This is a genomic window from Streptomyces sp. NPDC048278 (assembly GCF_040652195.1).
Taxonomy (GTDB): Bacteria; Actinomycetota; Actinomycetes; order Streptomycetales; family Streptomycetaceae; genus Streptomyces.
On sequence record NZ_JBEZLP010000020.1, the window covers coordinates 122,686 to 139,293 of the forward strand.

At 72.7% G+C, this 16,608-nt stretch carries 15 protein-coding genes; 5 read left to right on the forward strand and 10 right to left on the reverse strand.

The genetic code is table 11. From position 1 onward, the window contains the following. Positions 1–101: 101 nt before the first annotated feature. From AB0D74_RS30420 to AB0D74_RS30440, 5 genes are all read right to left on the reverse strand, one after another. Positions 102–821, reverse strand: a complete 720-nt coding sequence (locus tag AB0D74_RS30420) for an SRPBCC family protein (protein WP_362594088.1) — start codon at positions 819–821, stop codon at positions 102–104. A gap of 58 nt (positions 822–879) precedes the next feature. After that, positions 880–2,532 carry a polyamine aminopropyltransferase gene (locus AB0D74_RS30425; protein WP_362594091.1) on the reverse strand — a complete coding sequence of 551 codons (1,653 nt, stop codon included), beginning with the start codon at positions 2,530–2,532 and terminating at the stop codon, positions 880–882. A gap of 85 nt (positions 2,533–2,617) precedes the next feature. Next, positions 2,618–3,148: a DUF2617 family protein gene (locus AB0D74_RS30430; RefSeq protein WP_362594094.1), complete on the reverse strand. Its 531-nt coding sequence runs from the start codon at positions 3,146–3,148 to the stop codon at positions 2,618–2,620. A 330-nt stretch (positions 3,149–3,478) separates the two neighbouring features. Further along, positions 3,479–3,772 carry a hypothetical protein gene (locus tag AB0D74_RS30435; RefSeq protein ID WP_362594097.1) on the reverse strand — a complete coding sequence of 98 codons (294 nt, stop codon included), beginning with the start codon at positions 3,770–3,772 and terminating at the stop codon, positions 3,479–3,481. A 134-nt stretch (positions 3,773–3,906) separates the two neighbouring features. Then, positions 3,907–4,323 (reverse strand): hypothetical protein, encoded by a 417-nt coding sequence (locus tag AB0D74_RS30440; RefSeq protein WP_362594100.1) that lies wholly within the window; start codon positions 4,321–4,323, stop codon positions 3,907–3,909. A 209-nt stretch (positions 4,324–4,532) separates the two neighbouring features. Between AB0D74_RS30440 and AB0D74_RS30445 the strand changes: the two genes are divergently transcribed. Beyond that, positions 4,533–5,720 carry a pyridoxal phosphate-dependent aminotransferase gene (locus tag AB0D74_RS30445; protein ID WP_362594103.1) on the forward strand — a complete coding sequence of 396 codons (1,188 nt, stop codon included), beginning with the start codon at positions 4,533–4,535 and terminating at the stop codon, positions 5,718–5,720. Positions 5,721–6,052: 332 nt separating this feature from the next. On the opposite strand, the gene AB0D74_RS30450 is transcribed toward AB0D74_RS30445, so the two are convergent. Then, positions 6,053–6,934 (reverse strand): helix-turn-helix domain-containing protein, encoded by an 882-nt coding sequence (locus tag AB0D74_RS30450; protein WP_362594106.1) that lies wholly within the window; start codon positions 6,932–6,934, stop codon positions 6,053–6,055. Positions 6,935–7,068: 134 nt separating this feature from the next. Here AB0D74_RS30450 and AB0D74_RS30455 point away from each other — a divergent pair, with 134 nt between their 5' ends. Both AB0D74_RS30455 and AB0D74_RS30460 read left to right on the forward strand, forming a co-directional pair. Beyond that, entirely contained in the window at positions 7,069–7,728 is a 660-nt protein-coding gene (locus AB0D74_RS30455; protein ID WP_362594109.1) for an SDR family NAD(P)-dependent oxidoreductase, read from the forward strand. A 201-nt stretch (positions 7,729–7,929) separates the two neighbouring features. Continuing rightward, complete coding sequence (locus AB0D74_RS30460; protein WP_362594249.1) at positions 7,930–8,988, forward strand: hypothetical protein; 1,059 nt, start codon at positions 7,930–7,932, stop codon at positions 8,986–8,988. A 28-nt stretch (positions 8,989–9,016) separates the two neighbouring features. Here AB0D74_RS30460 and AB0D74_RS30465 read toward each other — a convergent pair whose 3' ends face one another. From AB0D74_RS30465 to AB0D74_RS30475, 3 genes are all read right to left on the reverse strand, one after another. Beyond that, positions 9,017–9,553, reverse strand: a complete 537-nt coding sequence (locus AB0D74_RS30465; protein ID WP_362594112.1) for a YbjN domain-containing protein — start codon at positions 9,551–9,553, stop codon at positions 9,017–9,019. 102 nt (positions 9,554–9,655) lie between these two features. Next, a complete protein-coding gene (gene clpB, locus AB0D74_RS30470) occupies positions 9,656–12,301 on the reverse strand; it encodes an ATP-dependent chaperone ClpB (RefSeq protein ID WP_362594115.1) in 2,646 nt (881 codons plus the stop codon). 497 nt (positions 12,302–12,798) lie between these two features. Next, positions 12,799–13,134 (reverse strand): hypothetical protein, encoded by a 336-nt coding sequence (locus AB0D74_RS30475; protein ID WP_089100103.1) that lies wholly within the window; start codon positions 13,132–13,134, stop codon positions 12,799–12,801. A 394-nt stretch (positions 13,135–13,528) separates the two neighbouring features. Between AB0D74_RS30475 and AB0D74_RS30480 the strand changes: the two genes are divergently transcribed. Together AB0D74_RS30480 and AB0D74_RS30485 are read left to right on the forward strand one after the other, a co-directional pair. Beyond that, a complete protein-coding gene (locus AB0D74_RS30480; RefSeq protein WP_362594251.1) occupies positions 13,529–14,494 on the forward strand; it encodes a helix-turn-helix transcriptional regulator in 966 nt (321 codons plus the stop codon). Beyond that, entirely contained in the window at positions 14,491–15,480 is a 990-nt protein-coding gene (locus tag AB0D74_RS30485) for a helix-turn-helix transcriptional regulator (protein ID WP_362594119.1), read from the forward strand. The genes AB0D74_RS30480 and AB0D74_RS30485 overlap by 4 nt, the downstream gene beginning before the upstream one ends. On the opposite strand, the gene AB0D74_RS30490 is transcribed toward AB0D74_RS30485, so the two are convergent. Beyond that, positions 15,443–16,519 carry a helix-turn-helix transcriptional regulator gene (locus AB0D74_RS30490; RefSeq protein ID WP_362594122.1) on the reverse strand — a complete coding sequence of 359 codons (1,077 nt, stop codon included), beginning with the start codon at positions 16,517–16,519 and terminating at the stop codon, positions 15,443–15,445. The genes AB0D74_RS30485 and AB0D74_RS30490 overlap by 38 nt on opposite strands. Positions 16,520–16,608 lie beyond the last annotated feature (89 nt).

The following is a 16,608-nucleotide window of genomic DNA, read 5'->3' on the forward strand; positions in this document are numbered from 1 at the left end:
GCTGCGGGCAGGCGTGCCGCAGGGCGGCACGGGTGGGCGCGGGGGCACCCGGCAAGCGCCGGTCAGCGTCCCCGCCCCCTGCACCAGCCCACCCGCACGGCTCAGCGGCGGCGCCGTAGTGCTCTCGTCACGACGATCGCCGAGGCGAGTGCGAGTGCTGCGGCGGGGGCGGCCCAGCGGAGGGCTGAGCTTCCGGCTACTGTCTGGGGCGCCGGGACCGGCGCGTACCGTCCCCGCGGTGGCGCGTGGTCCACCTCCTCCGCGCTGCGGCCGATCATCGTGCGGCGTGCGTGTGCCGCCTCGGCGAAGATCTCGGGAAGCGGCTCCACCACCGGCTCCGGTCCGGGCTCCGGTTCCGGCGCGAGCGACGGCGGGGGGACCTCCGTCTCGAAGACCGTGGCGGGCGCCTCGCCCAGCCCCTCCGCGAAGCGGCCCAGCAGCCTCGTCGCCGCCGACTCCACCGCCTCCGCCGGCAGCTCCGCGACCCGCCCGTCGGCGGAGGCCGTCCCGGTCACCGTCACGGTGCACCCCTCGCCCGTCTCCGCGAGACGGAAGGTCAGCGCCAGCTTCACCGTGCCGGTGCCCCGGGCCTCGGTGGCGTCGCCGTCGACCGCGTAGGAACCGTCGTCGTGGGCGCTCACCCGCAGGGAGCCCCGGTAGGTGATCGAGTGGCTGCCGATACGGACCTTGAGGCGCCCGGTGCCGGGGTCCGCGCCCGCGTCCTGCTGGAGGCCGGGGACCGCCCGGGCGACCCGCGCGGGGTCGGTCAGCGCCTCCCGCAGGCGCGAGGCCGGGGCCGGGACGTACACCTGGTGCTCCATGGCGACTGAGCCTACCCACGAGTCGGTCCGGCACACCCTCCCCGACGCACGGGTCCGCTCAGTACCGCGGGTGCACCAGCGTCGACGGCGGTGGCAGCCCGGCCGGCGGCGTCCGCAGCGCGTCCCGCCGCAGTCCCCCGTCCGTGAGCGTCCGCAGCCGCGGGCCGTCCGCCGGGAGGCGGAGCCGCGGCCCGCGGGAAGCCGCCGTCGCGAGGATGAAGCCCCAGTCGTGCGGGGCCCTGGACTCGCCCGCCGAGCGGTCGGGGCCCGGGGTGAACCCGGCGTCCTCGCCGAGGACCCGGTAGGGCGTGGTGGCGAGGCCCGCCGCCCGCAGGGTCGCGGCGACCGTCCAGAACGCGTGCGGCCGGGCCTGGACCGGTCCGGCGTGCACGACCAGACGGCCGCCGGGGGCGAGGACGCGGCGGACGAGGCCGTAGAACTCCTGGGAGTACAGCTTCGTGCTGGCGGTGATGCCGGGGTCGGGCAGGTCGGCGACGACGACGTCGTAACCGGAGCGGCCGGAGTAGCCGGAGCGGGGGGCCTCGCGCAGCCAGTGGAAGGCGTCGGCGGTGAAGACGTGGACGTGCGGGTCGTCGTAGGCGTGGCCGTTGAGCGCGGAGAGGGCGGGGTCGTGGCGGGCGAGACGGACCAGGCCCGCGTCGAGTTCGACGATGTCGACGCGGTCGACGCCGGGCTGGCGCAGCACCTCGCGCGCGGCCATGCCGTCGCCGCCGCCGAGGATCAGCACGCGCGCGTGCGGGCCGGTCAGCGCCGGGTGGACGAGGGCTTCGTGGTACCGGCGTTCGTCCCGGCCGCCGACCCGGAGCCGGCCGTCCAGGAAGAGGTCGAGGGGCCGGCCCCGGGTGCCGCCGGTGAGGACGATCTCCTGGACGTCCGTCTGGACGGCGACCCGGACGTCGGCGCCGTAGACGGCGTGCCGTGCGGCCCGTTCGAAGTCGCCGACGAGGACGGCGGCGGAGGCGAGGAGACCGAGGACGGTCACGCCCACGACGAGCAGGATCCAGCGGGCGCGGCGGGACAGGTCGCGGCGGAACAGGCCGAGGACCAGGGCGCCCCCGGCGGCGACGTTGACGGTGCCGGTGAGCAGGGTGCCGGTCAGCTGGCCGAGGAAGGGCAGCAGGAGGAACGGGAAGGCGAGGCCGCCGACGAGCGCGCCCACGTAGTCGGCGGCGAACAGGTCGGCGACCGCGCCGCCCGCGTCCTGGCGGCGGATGCGCTGGATGAGCTCCATCAGCAGCGGCACCTCGGCGCCGATGAGCAGGCCGATGGCGAGGGAGAAGGCGACCAGGAGGCAGCGCGGGCCGGCCGCCCACAGGCCGCCCCAGCCGCCGGTCCAGGCGAAGACGGCGTAGAGCGCCATGGCGCTGCAACCGCCGACCAGCGCCAGCGCGGCCTCCACCGCGGCGAACCCGGCCGCCGCGTGCCAGCGCAGCCGTTTCGCGCCGAGCGAGCCGACGCCCATCGCGAAGACCATCACGGACAGCACGACGGAGGCCTGGGTGACCGAGTCGCCGATCAGGTACGAGGCGAGCGCGACCAGTTCGAGTTCGTACACCAGTCCGCAGGCCGCGCAGACGAACACGCACGCCAGGACCAGGAAGCGGCCCGTCCCCGGCCGCACGGGCAGCGGCGCGGGGGAGCCCCAGGGCGGCGGTGTGCCGGGAGGGGCCGGTGCGTGCGGATCGATCACTCTGCGACGTTACGTCACTCGCTCGGTACGCTTCGTCACCCACACGTGTGGAACTCGGGGCCCTTTGACGCCCCGTTGGTTTATGTCATCCGGCCACGGGTTGGGGCACCTGGACCCGTACGCCGACCCGGGTGCGGGTCGCGACCAGCTGGCCGTCCTGCGGGTACGCGTGCCAGGTGCGCCAGTGCACCTGGCCCTCGTGGCGCTGGGCCAGCATCGCCGTGAACGCGTGCGGGCTGCCCGGGAAGACCCCGGCGAGGCCGTGCGGATGCTCCGAGACGAGGGCCAGCAGTTCCTGGGCGCGGCCCGCGAAGGAGCCCGGTGACAGCACCTCGACGCGGGCCGCGAACTCGTACTCCCAGTCGCCGATGCGTTTGGCGACCCCGAGCGGCAGGGGGGTGCTGGACCCCGGGATGCACGCCACCGTCTCCGAACAGCCGCCGCACTCCTCCTCCAGGAGTACCTGGTGGGACGCGCCGAGCAGTCTCAGCTGCAGCTTCGCCCCGGTCAGCTCCAGGTCGAGGGTGGCCAGGGCGGGCAGCGGCTCGCGCCCCAGGGCCCAGGCGAGGTCGGCCGCGCGCGTATCGGTGTAGGAGGTGTTCAGGGTCGTGAGCATGGATCGGCTCGCTAACACGCAAAAGGGGAGGAGGGTGGTCCGGGGCACCTCGGTCGACACCGGGAGATCGGCCCGGCCGGCCCAGCCGGGGGAGGGTGTCGTCAGGACGTCCGAGGCGCCGCTTTGGTGATTTAGAGGGAATCATGAACTGTGGTGCCGCCACAGCGTTTTTACCCAACTTCGTGGGGTTTCCATCCCCTAGAGGGCTCCACAGCTCAACTGTTCAACCAAGTGGTGCGCCCCGCTCCTACCGGCGCGCGCCGGGGCGTCCGGCGAGAGCTCCCCCGCTCTCCGTCCGGACGCCCCGTTTTCCCGTCACCGCCGGACGGCTCAGCTGCCCCCGCCGCAGCCCCCGCCACCGCCGCACGACGAGCCGCCCCCGCAGGACGACCCGCCGCCGCACGAGGAGTGGCCGCCGCCGCAGGAGTGGCCACCGCCGTGGTGACCGCCGCCGTGCGAGGACGACGAACCCGAGTCCCCGGCCCACCAGCTGCCGGAGCTGTCGTAGGACGAGGAACCGCCGCTGCGGTACGCCCCCTTGGTCCCGCCGCCCCGGCGGACCGCCGACGCGACGATCGCGAGACAGATGACCGCTGCCGCCACCACGATGAAGACGGTGCCCATGGCGTCACCTTCTTTCCGTTCCCCCGAAGGCGACCCCCCGTGGGCGCCCCGGCCGCCGCGAGAGCGCGGCGTGCACTGGGGATGCCCGGCCGTCGCGGCGGCCAAAGCGGAGTTGAGGAACTTCTGAGGGTCCCTCAGGACATCCGGCTCCTGGTCAGCGCGAACAGGATCAGGAGGTCGAGGGTCATCACGGGGATGGCCCACAACGGGTAGTACGGAACGAACATGAACTGGGAGATCAGGCTGATCGCCGCCACGGCTATGCCAGCCCCGCGGCCCCAGCCCTGGTCCGTCAGCACGCCCAGGCCGGCGACGACGAGGGCCACCCCGACCACGAGGTGGATCCAGCCCCAGGCCGTCAGGTCGAACCGGTAGGAGTACCGGGACGCGGCGAACAGGGTGTCGTGGGCGATGCCGGACGCGCCCATCAGGATGCTGAGGGGGCCGCTGAGCATCATCATGCTCCCGGCGAACATGGACGCGCCGTCGACCCTCGCGCCGCCGCCGGGCTCCCCGTGTCCTCGCTGTGGCGTGCTCGGCACCGTTGTCATGGCGGCAGCCTTCCTGTGCAGCGCGGTCACCGGGGCCCGGCGCCCGCGCGAAGTCGGCCGTGCTCTCCTGCCAGCATGGCCGCAATCCCCCGGCACCGCGACCGCAGCCGGTACCGCCGTCGGGGCATCGCCGCAGGTGCCCGCCGGGCAGCCGGTCGGGCGGGCCGGCAGGCGGGCCGGGTTGAGGAACTCGGGGGCCCGGGCGCAGGATGACCGGCATGACCTCCAGCGAACGCCCGCTCCTGAACCGCCGGCTGGCCGAGTTCGGCACCACGATCTTCGCCGAGATGTCCGCCCTCGCCCTGCGCACCGGCTCCATCAACCTGGGCCAGGGCTTCCCGGACACCGACGGCCCGGAGGAGGTCCGCGAGGCGGCCGTACGCGCGCTCCGCGAGGGCCGCGGCAACCAGTACCCGCCGGGCCCGGGCGTCCCCGAACTGCGCACCGCGATCGCCGCGCACCAGGAGCGCCGGTACGGGCTGTCGTACGACCCGGACGCCGAAGTCCTGGTCACGGCGGGCGCCACGGAGGCCATCGCCGCCGCCCTGCTCGCCCTCGTGGAACCCGGGGACGAGGTCGTCGCCCTGGAGCCGTACTACGACTCCTACGCGGCGAGCATCGCGATGGCGGGCGGCACCCGGGTCCCGGTCACCCTGCGCCCCGACGCCGGCGCCTTCCGCCTCGACCTGGACGAACTCCGCGCGGCCGTCACCCCCCGCACCCGCCTCCTCCTCGTCAACACCCCGCACAACCCGACCGGCACGGTCCTCACCCGCGCCGAGCTGACCGCGATCGCCGAACTGGCGGTGGAACGCGACCTGCTGGTGGTGACCGACGAGGTGTACGAGCACCTGGTGTACGACGAGGCGGAGCACGTGCCCCTCGCCACCCTCCCCGGCATGCGCGGGCGCACGGTCACCATCGGCTCGGCCGGCAAGACGTTCTCCTTCACCGGCTGGAAGGTCGGCTGGGTGACGTCGACCCCGGAGCTGGTCACGGCGGTGCGCTCGGCGAAGCAGTTCCTGACCTACGTCGCCTCGGGCCCCTTCCAGTACGCGGTCGCCGAGGCCCTCGCCCTCCCGGACGCGTACTTCGAGGCGTTCCGCCGCGACATGCAGACCAAGCGGGACATCCTCGCGGCGGGCCTGACGGAGGCGGGCTTCCAGGTCTACGACACCGCCGGCACGTACTTCATCACCACCGACATCCGCCCGCTCGGCGAGACCGACGGCTTCGCCTTCTGCCGCTCCCTGCCGGACCGCGCGGGCGTCGTCGCCATCCCGAACGCCGTCTTCTACGACCACCGGGAGGCGGGGGCTCCGTTCGTCCGGTTCGCGTTCTGCAAGCGGGCGGAGGTCCTGAAGGAGGCGGCGGAACGGCTGCGCCGGCTGCACTGACGACCTTCCCCGCCTGCGGGCACGTGGGGCCGGCCGCGCAGTTCCCCGCGCCCCCTACGGGATGCTGCAACGCGCGCCCGTGCGCCGTCTGCGCGATGAACGCCACGCCACGGGGCGATCGCGTTGTCACGCACGGGTGCCTCGGCCACCGGTTCGCCGCTTCCGGGCGTCGACGACGGTCCGCGGCTGCCGAGATGGGCGTACGTCCTGAGGTCGGTCGAAGACCCACTCGGTGCGGTCGCCGCTCTGCCGGTCCACACGGGCCGGGGCGATGCCCTCTCGTCCCGGGGCGTCCTTGGGCCGGCAGCCGGGCTCGTCCGGCCGGCCCGGTCTCACGGCGCGGCCGGGTTCCGCTCGGCGTCGTGGTTCTGGCCGGCCGCCCAGGAGGCGAGGAGCGACAGGTTGTCGTGTGAGGCGGTGCCCGGTTCGGCGGTGTAGGTGATCATCGTCAGGCCGGGTTCGGCGGCCAGCTGGAGAAGGTCGTAGCGCAGTTCGAGCGCGCCCACGACCGGGTGCCGGAACCCTTTGGTGCCCCGCCCGTGGGCGCGCACGTCGTGCCGGGCCCACAGCTCGCGGAAGGCGTCGCTGCGGGTGGACAGCTCGCCGACGAGGTCGGTGAGGGAGCGGTCGAAGGGGTTGGCCCCGGCGGCGGCACGCAGCTGGGCGGTGAGATCGTCGGCCACTTCGTCCCAGTCGCGCCAGAAGTCCGCCGCGCGGGGGTCGAGGAACGTGAACCGGAGGAGGTTCGGCGCCGTTCCCCCGCCGGTGAGGACCACGCTGTACAGGGCGCGGCCGAGGGAGTTGGCGGCGATCAGGTCGAGGGTGGGGCCGCGCACCAGCGCGGGGACGCCGACGAGAGCGTCGAGGACCGTCTGCACCTGCGGAGTGATCGCCGCGGGCGCGGTCCGGCGCCGGTGGGACGGGGTGGACGGCCGGCCGCCACGGGCGAGATCGATCAGATGGGACTGCTCGGCGGCGTCGAGCCGCAGCGCCCGGGCGATGGCCCGCAGCACGCTGTCGGAGGCGTTGGTGAGGGCGCCGCGCTCCAGCCTGATGTAGTAGTCCACGCTGAGCCCCGCCAGAGCGGCGACCTCCTCGCGGCGCAGTCCGGGCACCCGGCGCTTGCGTCCGGCCACCGGCAGACCCGCCGACTGCGGGCTGATCCGTGCGCGGCGGGAGGCCAGGAACTCCTGGATCTGACGGCGCTGGTCCATGCGTCCACAGTAGGCGCGGGTGGTTCGGTCGAGGAGGACCTGCCAGTACCCCCCTCCGCACGTCCTGCCGCACCACCGGCGCCGCTGGTTGCCTTGAGGCCATGAACAGCAAGTCAGCAGCCGAAAGGACCACCATGCCCCTGGGAACCGCAGTGATCGTCGGTGTCGGACCCGGTCTCGGACTCGCGATCGCCCGCACCTTCGCCGAAGCCGGGCACCCGGTCGCCATGCTCGCCCGGGACCGGGCCCGGCTGGACGCCTACGCCGCCGAACTCGCCGCCACCGGCCAGGACGTCCGCGGGTTCGTCGCGGACGCCACCGATCCCGGCGGCCTGCGCGCCGCGCTCCACCGGGCGATCACCGAGCTGGGCGCGCCCGACGTGCTCGTGTACAACGCCGGGGTGCGGCGCGAGGACTCGCCCCTGGGCGGGGACGACCAGGACTGGGCCGATGTCACGGCCGTCAACGTGCTGGGCGCCCGGGTCGCGGCCGACGCCGTCCTGCCCGAGCTGCGTGACGGGCGCGGGAGCCTGCTGTTCACCGGCGGCGGCTACGGCCTGTCGCCCTCCAGGGGACACGCGTCCCTGTCCGTCGGCAAGGCCGCGCTGCGCGCGTACGTGCAGGTCCTTCACGACCACCTCGCGGGAACGGGGGTGCACGCGACCAGCGTCACCATCACGAGGGACATCGGCGGCGGCGAAGCGCGCTTCGACCCGGAGGTGCTCGCCACGGCCTACCTCGGACTGCACCACCAGCCCGAGGCGGAATGGCAGCACGAGCTGATGCGGTACTGAACGGTCCAACGCCGCCGTGCTGCCCCCATCGGGCGCACATTTCTCGCACGTGTCCCGATCGCCCGGCACTGTGCCAATGTGAGCCACGTCAGCACCACCGCCCTCGCCCCGCCCGTCGCGCAGCGGCCCGAGACCCGGTTGTCCCTCGTCACCGCGGGCGGGGTGGCCGTGGGGCTGTTCGCGGCGGCCCGGCTCACCGGCATGGCGTTGCTGGCGGTGGTCGCCTGGGCGGGCGGGCGGCATCCGCTGACGCTGCTCGGGAGGTCGTGGGACGCGGCCTGGTACCTGGGGATCGCGGCGCACGGCTACGGCCGCACCCTGTACTTCGGCCCCGGCATCGTCCACAGCGACCTGGCGTTCTTCCCGCTCTACCCGGCGCTGATCCGGACCCTGACGGCGGTGACCCCGCTCAGCGGGGCCGGCGCGGGGCTGCTGGTGTCGTGGACGGCCGCCGCCGTCGCCGCGGGCGGGATCTACGCGGTGGGCGCCCGGCTGCACGGCCGTGCGGTGGGCACCGCCCTGGTGCTGCTGTGGGGACTGCTCCCGCATTCCGTGGTGCTGTCGATGGCGTACACGGAACCGGTCCTGACCGCCTTCGCGGCGTGGTCGCTGTACGCCGTCCTGGCCGGGAACTGGCTGTGGGCCGGCGGCCTGGCCGCCCTGGCCGGGCTGTCCCGGCCGAACGGCTTCGCGGTCGCGGCGGCCGTCCTGCTCGCCGCCGGCCACGAGGTGTACCGCGCCCGCGGCCGGGTTACCCACAGGCTGTGGACGGGCGCGGCGCTCGCCCCGCTGGGCTGGACCGCGTACGTCCTGTGGGTCGGCCGCCGCACCGGCGACGCGCTCGGCGGCTACTTCGGCGTACAGCGGCTGTGGGGCTCGCGCTTCGACTTCGGCCGGGGCTCGCTGGCGTTCGTCCGCACGCTGCTGCTGCGCGGCGACCGGTTCGTCTTCCCGATGACGATGGTGATCGTGGCGGCGGCGGTGGTCCTGTTCGCCCTGCTGGCCCTGGACCGCGCCCCGCTCCCGCTGCTCGCCTACACCGCCGTGCTCCTGCTGATCGCGCTCGGCGGCTCGGGCTTCTTCGAGTCGAAGCCGCGCTTCCTGCTCCCGGCCTTCCCGCTGCTGCTCCCGCTGGCCCGGGCGCTGGTCCGCACGGCAAGAGCCCGGCCCTGGCACGCGACGGTGGTGGTCACGGCCCTGGCCGGGCTCTCGTTCGGCTACGGCACGTACCTCGTCGTGTACGCGCACACACCGCTGTAGGTCTGCTCGACGGTCCTACTCGACGGTCTTACTCGTCGCCGTCGCCGTCTTCGGGCTCGTCGGCCTCGTTGACGGCCTCCTCCAGGCCGAGCTGCTCGACCAGCCACTTGTCGAACTCGATCGCGGCCCGCACCCAGCTGACCGTGGACGAGACGAAGTGGTTGATGTCGACGCCCGTGCCGATGAGCATCTGGGCCTCACCGATGAGACGGACGGTGCCGTCGTCGTGGGTGTGGGTGTAGACCTTGGGCCACAGGGTCCGCCGGTTCCAGTCGTCGATCGACTCGAGGAGCTGCGGCTTCTCGTCGATCTTGTGGGGGCGGTCGTAGAACGTCCGCACCGAGAAGACGGCCTGCTCGTCCTCGCCGCGGAACATGAAGTACGTGCGGAACTGCTCCCACGGCGCCGCGAGGTCGCCCTCGTCGTCGACGACGTACTTCAGCTCCATCTGGTCGAGGAGCTGCTTCACAAGATCCTGATCCGGGACGACGGGGCCCGCCGGTCCTTGGGGCTGCGGCTCGGGCTGGCCCCCGAAGTTCGGAATCGAGGACGGGTCGATGGTCACCGTGTTTTTCCCTTCATACGGATTCCGCCATCCTCCCCCATCCGGGGAGGGGGGTGGCAACCCCCGCCCCGGCGGGTTCATCTCGCGTTGGCGGAATTCCGCTCAGAGCGTTTTTCCGGTCTCCTGACCGGCGTTTTCCACGGCCTCCGCGGCGGCCTCCCCGGCCGTCACCGGGCCCACGATCAGGCCCTCCCCGAACGCGTCGACGCGGATCGTGTCGCCGTCCTTGACCTCGCCGGCCAGGATCTCCTTGGCCAGCCGGTCGCCGATGGCGGTCTGGACCAGGCGGCGCAGCGGGCGGGCGCCGTAGGCCGGGTCGTTGCCCTCCTCGGCGAGCCAGGCCAGGGCCTCGGGGGTGATCTCCAGGGCGAGCCGGCGGTCGGCGAGGCGCTTGGCCAGCCGGTCGATCTGGAGCCGGGCGATCCGGGCCAGTTCGTCCTTGGCCAGGGCGGAGAAGACGACCAGGTCGTCGAGCCGGTTGAGGAACTCCGGCTTGAAGGACTGCCGGACCGTCTCCAGGACCTGCCGCTTCTTCTCCTCCTCGCCGAGGACCGGGTCGACCAGGTACTGGCTGCCCAGGTTCGACGTCAGCACCAGGATGGTGTTGCGGAAGTCGACCGTGCGGCCCTGCCCGTCGGTGAGACGGCCGTCGTCCAGCACCTGGAGCAGGATGTCGAAGACCTCGGGGTGGGCCTTCTCCACCTCGTCCAGGAGGACCACGGTGTACGGCCTGCGGCGGACCGCCTCCGTCAGCTGGCCGCCCTCCTCGTAGCCGACGTACCCGGGCGGGGCGCCGACCAGCCGGGCCACGCTGTGCTTCTCGCTGTACTCCGACATGTCGATGCGGACCATCGCCCGCTCGTCGTCGAAGAGGAAGTCGGCGAGGGCCTTGGCGAGTTCGGTCTTGCCGACGCCGGTCGGGCCGAGGAAGAGGAAGGAGCCGGTGGGGCGGTCCGGGTCGGCGATCCCGGCGCGGGACCGCCGTACGGCGTCCGACACCGCGCGTACGGCCTCGGTCTGGCCGATCAGGCGGCGGCCCAGCTCGTCCTCCATGCGGAGCAGCTTCTGGGTCTCGCCCTCCAGCATGCGGCCGGCCGGGATGCCGGTCCAGGCGGCCACCACGTCGGCGATGTCGTCGGAGCCGACCTCGTCCTTGACCATGGTGTCCCGGGAGGTCTCCTCCTCGGCCTCGGACGCGGCCTCCAGCTCCTTCTCCAGCTGCGGGATCTCGCCGTACAGCAGCTTGGAGGCGGTGTCGAAGTCGCCGTCGCGCTGGGCGCGTTCGGCGGTGCCGCGCAGGGCGTCGAGCTTCTCCTTCAGCTCGCCGACCCGGTTCAGGGACTGCTTCTCGCGCTCCCAGCGGGCGTTGAGGCCGCGCAGGTCCTCCTCCTTGTCGGCGAGGTCGCGGCGCAGCTTCTCCAGGCGGTCCCGGGAGGCCGGGTCGGTCTCCTTCTCCAGCGCCAGCTCCTCCATCTTCAACCGGTCGACGGAGCGCTGGAGTTCGTCGATCTCGACCGGGGAGGAGTCGATCTCCATGCGGAGGCGGGAGGCGGCCTCGTCGACGAGGTCGATCGCCTTGTCCGGGAGGAAGCGGGAGGTGATGTAGCGGTCGGAGAGGGTCGCGGAGGCGACCAGCGCCGAGTCCGCGATCTGCACCTTGTGGTGGGCCTCGTAACGGCCCTTCAGGCCACGGAGGATGGCGATCGTGTCCTCGACCGTCGGCTCGGCGACCAGGACCTGCTGGAAGCGGCGCTCCAACGCCGGGTCCTTCTCGATGCGTTCGCGGTACTCGTCGAGGGTGGTGGCGCCGACCATGCGCAGCTCGCCGCGGGCCAGCATCGGCTTCAGCATGTTGCCGGCGTCCATGGCGGAGTCGCCGCCCGCGCCCGCGCCGACGACCGTGTGCAGCTCGTCGATGAACGTGATGATCTGGCCGTCGGAGTCCTTGATCTCGGCGAGGACGGTCTTCAGCCGCTCCTCGAACTCGCCGCGGTACTTCGCGCCCGCGACCATCGCGCCGAGGTCCAGCGAGACCAGCCGCTTGTCCTTCAGCGACTCGGGGACGTCCCCCTTCACGATCCGCTGGGCGAGCCCCTCGACGACGGCGGTCTTGCCGACGCCCGGCTCGCCGATGAGCACGGGGTTGTTCTTGGTCCGCCGCGACAGCACCTGCACGACCCGGCGGATCTCCTGGTCACGGCCGATGACGGGGTCGAGCTTGCCGTCCCGGGCGGCGGCCGTGAAGTCGGTGCCGAACTTCTCCAGCGCCTTGTACTGGCCCTCGGGGTCGGCGGTGGTCACCCGGCGTCCGCCGCGCGCCTTCCGGAAGGCCTCCACCAGCTTTTTCGCGCTGGCGCCCTGCCGGTCGAGCACCTCGCCGGCCGCGCCGCCCTTCGCGGCGATGCCGATGAGCAGGTGCTCGGTGGAGAGGAAGTCGTCGCCGAGGTCCCTGGCGCGTTCGCCGGCGTCGGCGAGGACCGCGAGCAGTTCGCGGTTGGGCTGCGGGGGCGCAACCGTCGAACCGGTCACACTGGGCAGCGCGGCCAGTACGCGGTCGGCGCCCTGGCGTACGGCGGCCTGGTCGGCGTCGACGGCCGCGAGCAGGTCGGTGATGTTCTCGTTGTCCTGCCCGGCCAGCAGAGCCAGCAGCAGGTGGGCAGGGGTGAGGTCCGCGTGTCCCTCGGTCACGGCCCGGCTGCTGGCCGCGTTGATCGCGTCCCGGCTCCTGTTGGTCAGCTCGGCGTCCACGTTCGCGTTCTCCTCCTCGGCGTCGTTCGGCTGACTCAGCCAACGTACACAAAGTTGAGTCTATTCCACTCAAGGTGCGGGCGGGAGCCCTTCCGGGAAGCGAGCGCGGAGGAATGCCGGGCGGCGGCGGGGGCGGGCCGGGGCGGCGGGCGACGCCGGAGCGGCCGGCCTGCGGCCGGGGCGAGGCAGGGCCGGCGGCCGGGACCGACGCGGAGGCGGAGCGGCGGCGTGCCGAGCGGTGCGGTGAGCGGTGCGGCTGGGCGGTGCGGCGGGGCGCCCCGGGCGGAGGAGGCGCCGGGGCGGGGCCGGACGGCGGAAACCGGGCGGGCGGTCGACCCGTTCCGGCGGCTGGTTTCAGCCACCGTGGGACGCGGCCGAAACCGGCCGATACCTCGAAATGTCCGCCAAAACTGCAGCGGCGTCACCGTGTTCAGGTCACGGTGACGCCGCTGCGGGGGGAAGCACCTGAGCGATCTTTTTACGACGGGGGAATCGCGTCAGGCACTGCGGGGGGTGGCCGAGATGGTCCTCACGTCCGGGACATCCGGCTCAGCCAGCCGGTGGTCCCTTTGGTCCAGGTTCACAAAGATCATTCCGTACCGGATCGCGCACCGCACGGGCTGCGGGGCACCCCGCGGCTTGCGCAGGCACCGGTACGCCCGTACGTCCTCGTCCTCGTCCCGCGTGACGACGACCGGCTCACCGAAGACGGTCACCATCAACGAGTCACCGGAGTGGGGGATCGCGGTGACAAGATCGATGAAGTGCCAGCCCGAGCGGTAGGCCGTGGCCATTTCGCGGCGGAAGGAGCGGTCGTCGGGTGGGGTGGTCATGACGATACGGCCCAGCTGCTGTCTGCCGGAGCGACCCATGAGCTGTCCCCGGGGACGTCGGACGCCACGATCACCCAACTGCTGTCACCGGGATCGGCAGCAACGCTCCAGCTGCTGTCCCCCGCGATGTCACTCTTCGTCGCCGAGAGGCCGCCCAGCGCTCCGAAGGCCACAACGGCGGAGAAGGCGGCGACAAGCGCCGAGCGAAGCATTCTCTTATGCATAGTCGGCTTCGTCCTCATTTGAAGGTCACCTCTCCCCCGTCCGAATACGACGATGGCCCATTCCGGCACGTTGTGGCCACACAATCGATGCATCATGTTCCTGCACGTTCAGGACCCTGGGGGGTGGAGATTTGACAATAAATGAGACTAAGCGGACACATCCCCACGGGCTGACCGACCTGTGCGAGGAGGGGCGCCGTCTCTACGGGAACGCTCTCCGGACGGGACGCGTCGCCCGTGCGGACGTGGAACCGGCGCCCTGTTTGATGGAGTTCGCCCTTCTTCATGCCGATCCCGACGACCCGAACTGGCTGCGCCCGGTCCCCCCTTCGATCGCCCTCGCCCAGCGACTAAACCCGATCGAGAGCGAGATCACCCAACGCAGGCGGATGTCGATCGAACTCGCCGACGCTTTCGAGCCGTTCATGACGCTCAGCGCCCAGTCGACGGCGACCACGCACTCCCTCACGGTGCTGGAGGGGCTGGACCGGATCAACGCGGCCCTCGACCTGGCCACCACCCAGTGCCAGACCGAGATGCTCACCGTCCAGCCCAGCCGCCGGCGCCTGGAGCACACCCTCACCAAGGCCCTGGAACGCGACCGGCCGCTGATCGAACGCGGCTGCCGCATCCGCACGCTCTACCAGCATCCGGCCCGCTACAGCCCCGAGACGCTCGCCTACGTCGCCCAGTTCACCGACGGCAAGGTGGAGTACCGCACGATCGACGAACTCGTCGAGCGGCTGATCATCTGCGACGAGACCGTGGCCTTCATCCCGACCCGCGACGACGGGGAGATCGCCCTCGAACTCCGCCACCCGGGACTCGTCCGCTACCTGATCAAGGTCTTCGAGTTCATGTGGAACCGCGCGGTGCCGCTGAGCGCCGGCGCGCCCTACGAGACCGCCCCCGACGGCATCACCGAGATCCAGCACTCCATCGCCAAGCTCCTCATCGAGGGCCATGTCGACGAGGCCATCGCCCGGCGCCTGGGCATGAACGTCCGCACCTGCCGGGCCCACATCGCCAAGCTGGCCCAGCTCCTGGGCAGCGGCAGCCGCGCACAGCTGGGCTTCCTGATCGCCCAGTCCGGGATCCTGGACCAGACGCCCCCCGAGGAGGCCGGCAGGCCGTGACCACCGACTCTCATGCCGAGCACGGCGTCGAGGACCTGTGCGACGCGGGGACGAAACTGTACGAACTCGCCCTGCGCGCGGGGCAGTTGTCCGCGAAGGACGCCACCGGGGCCCCCTGCCTCGTGGACCTCGGCCTGCTCCACCCCGCGCTCGACGATCTCGACCGGCTGGAGCCCGTCGCCCCGGACGTCGCCCTGAACCGGCTGCTGCGCGGGGCCCGCGCCCGCATCACCGAGGAATGGCGGCTGGAGCAGCGCCTGGTGAAGCTCTTCGAACCGCTGATGAACGTCCAGGGACCGCCCGGCGCGGCGGCGGACTCCCCCGCACTGCGGCTGCTGAGCGGCACACGGCGGATCAACCAGGCCATCGGGGAGGCCATGGCGGAGGCCCGGCAGGAAGTCCTGTGCGTCCAGCCGCACGCCGGTCTGATCGGCGATCGCGGCTCCCAGGCCCAGCCCGCCGCCTTCGGACGCGACCAGGCGTTCCTCGACCGCGGCGGCCGGTTCCGCACGCTCTACCAGAACACCCTGCGCCATGTGCCCAACGTGTACGCCTACGCCGAGGACCTGCGGGGCGACAGCACCGCCCGTGGCCTCGACGAGGTACCCGACCGGCTCGTCGTCATGGACCGGTCGGTCGCCTTCCTCCCCGCGAACGACGACGGCACCCTCGCCCTGGAAGTCCGCCACCCGGCACTGGTCGACTACCTGATCACCGCCTTCGACCGGCTCTGGCGCCTGGCCACCCCGATGTTCCCCAAGGCCGAGCTCCGCCCCACCGTCAACGGCATCACCCCCCGCCAGCAGGCCATCGCCGCGCTGCTCGTCGAGGGCCACACCGACGCCGTCGTCGCCGACCGCCTCGGCATGAACATCCGCACCGCCCGCGTCCACATCGCCAAACTCGCCGACACCCTCGGCAGCGAGAGCCGCGCCCAGCTCGGCTACCTCATCGCACGCTCGGGGATCCTTGATCAGGAAGTGTGACCGCGTCCGGAGCCGGGCCGGGAGCCGTGTCCGGGGCCGTGCCCGCCCCGCCCGGCGGCCGGTCCAGTCCCACCTGGGCTATGCGCACGCCCAGTTGGGTGCGGCTGGCCGCGCCGAGGGTCTCGGAGAGGCGGGCGATGTGGGCGCGGCAGGTGCGGACGCTGATGCCGAGGCGTTCGGCGATGACCGCGTCCTGGTGGCCCTCCGCCAGCAGCGCCGCGATGGACTGCTCGCGGTGCGAGATGCCCTCGATGCCGGTGTCGGGCAGCGGGGCGGTGAGCGGAATGGCAAGGCGCCAGAGGCGTTCGAAGACCGTGACGAAGTACTCGACGAGGGCGGGGTGGCGCAGCTCCAGGGCCATCGTGCGGTCCGCGTTCGCGGGGATGAACGCCACCGTGCGGTCGAAGAGGATGAGCCGGTCGATGACCTCGTCGAGCGTGCGGGCCTCGACCGCGTCGCCCATCAGCTCCAGGTAGTTGAGCAGACCCTGGCCGTGCCGGGCGACGTGCGTGTACAGGTCGCGCATCCGCACGCCCCGCCCGCGCAGGGCGACGGCCCGGTGCAGCCCCTCGGTCAGCTCCGACTCCCGCCGGATGCCGCCCGGCTGCACGGTCAGCACCTCCTGCGTGCAGGCCTCCGTCGCCTCGTCCATGGCCGCCTGGATCCGGGCCAGCCCGTCGAGCACCCGGATGGCCGCCGTGCCCTCCGCGGAGGCCGACACGGCCTGCAACTGCCGTCCCAGACCGGCGTACCACTCGAACGCCTCGACCGCCGAGCCCACCCGCCGCTGACTCTCCGTCACCTCGTCGTGCACCCCGCGCAGCAGCCGGGTCATGACCTCCTGCGGCGCCGTCGGCACCAGCCAGTCCATGTCATCGGGGTCGGGGTGCAGCAGCGCCAGTTCGAGCAGGCAGGGCACCGCGTCGGCGTCCGTGCGCGGCACCCGGCCCCGGCGCACGGCCCGGGAGTACACCCGGTCCCCGACGGCGCACAGCCGGTCGGCGCCGTGTGGATGTTCCTCCGTCCCGTGCCCGGCCATCGCCCATTCCACCCCCGATTTGCTGCCTCTTCCGCAGCGCAACTATGAGCGGTCCGGACCGGGTCCGCAACACAGCTCCCCTCGCACGG

Excerpts from the sequence above, each read along its gene's own strand:
- AB0D74_RS30420 (WP_362594088.1), bottom strand. The coding sequence starts at position 821 with ATGGAGCACCAGGTGTACGTCCCGGCCCCGGCCTCGCGCCTGCGGGAG.
- AB0D74_RS30430 (WP_362594094.1), bottom strand. The coding sequence starts at position 3,148 with ATGCTCACGACCCTGAACACCTCCTACACCGATACGCGCGCGGCCGAC.
- AB0D74_RS30435 (WP_362594097.1), bottom strand. The coding sequence starts at position 3,772 with ATGGGCACCGTCTTCATCGTGGTGGCGGCAGCGGTCATCTGTCTCGCG.
- AB0D74_RS30440 (WP_362594100.1), bottom strand. The coding sequence starts at position 4,323 with ATGACAACGGTGCCGAGCACGCCACAGCGAGGACACGGGGAGCCCGGC.
- AB0D74_RS30445 (WP_362594103.1), top strand. The coding sequence starts at position 4,533 with ATGACCGGCATGACCTCCAGCGAACGCCCGCTCCTGAACCGCCGGCTG.
- AB0D74_RS30450 (WP_362594106.1), bottom strand. The coding sequence starts at position 6,934 with ATGGACCAGCGCCGTCAGATCCAGGAGTTCCTGGCCTCCCGCCGCGCA.
- AB0D74_RS30455 (WP_362594109.1), top strand. The coding sequence starts at position 7,069 with ATGCCCCTGGGAACCGCAGTGATCGTCGGTGTCGGACCCGGTCTCGGA.
- AB0D74_RS30460 (WP_362594249.1), top strand. The coding sequence starts at position 7,930 with ATGGCGTTGCTGGCGGTGGTCGCCTGGGCGGGCGGGCGGCATCCGCTG.
- AB0D74_RS30475 (WP_089100103.1), bottom strand. The coding sequence starts at position 13,134 with ATGACCACCCCACCCGACGACCGCTCCTTCCGCCGCGAAATGGCCACG.
- AB0D74_RS30490 (WP_362594122.1), bottom strand. The coding sequence starts at position 16,519 with ATGGCCGGGCACGGGACGGAGGAACATCCACACGGCGCCGACCGGCTG.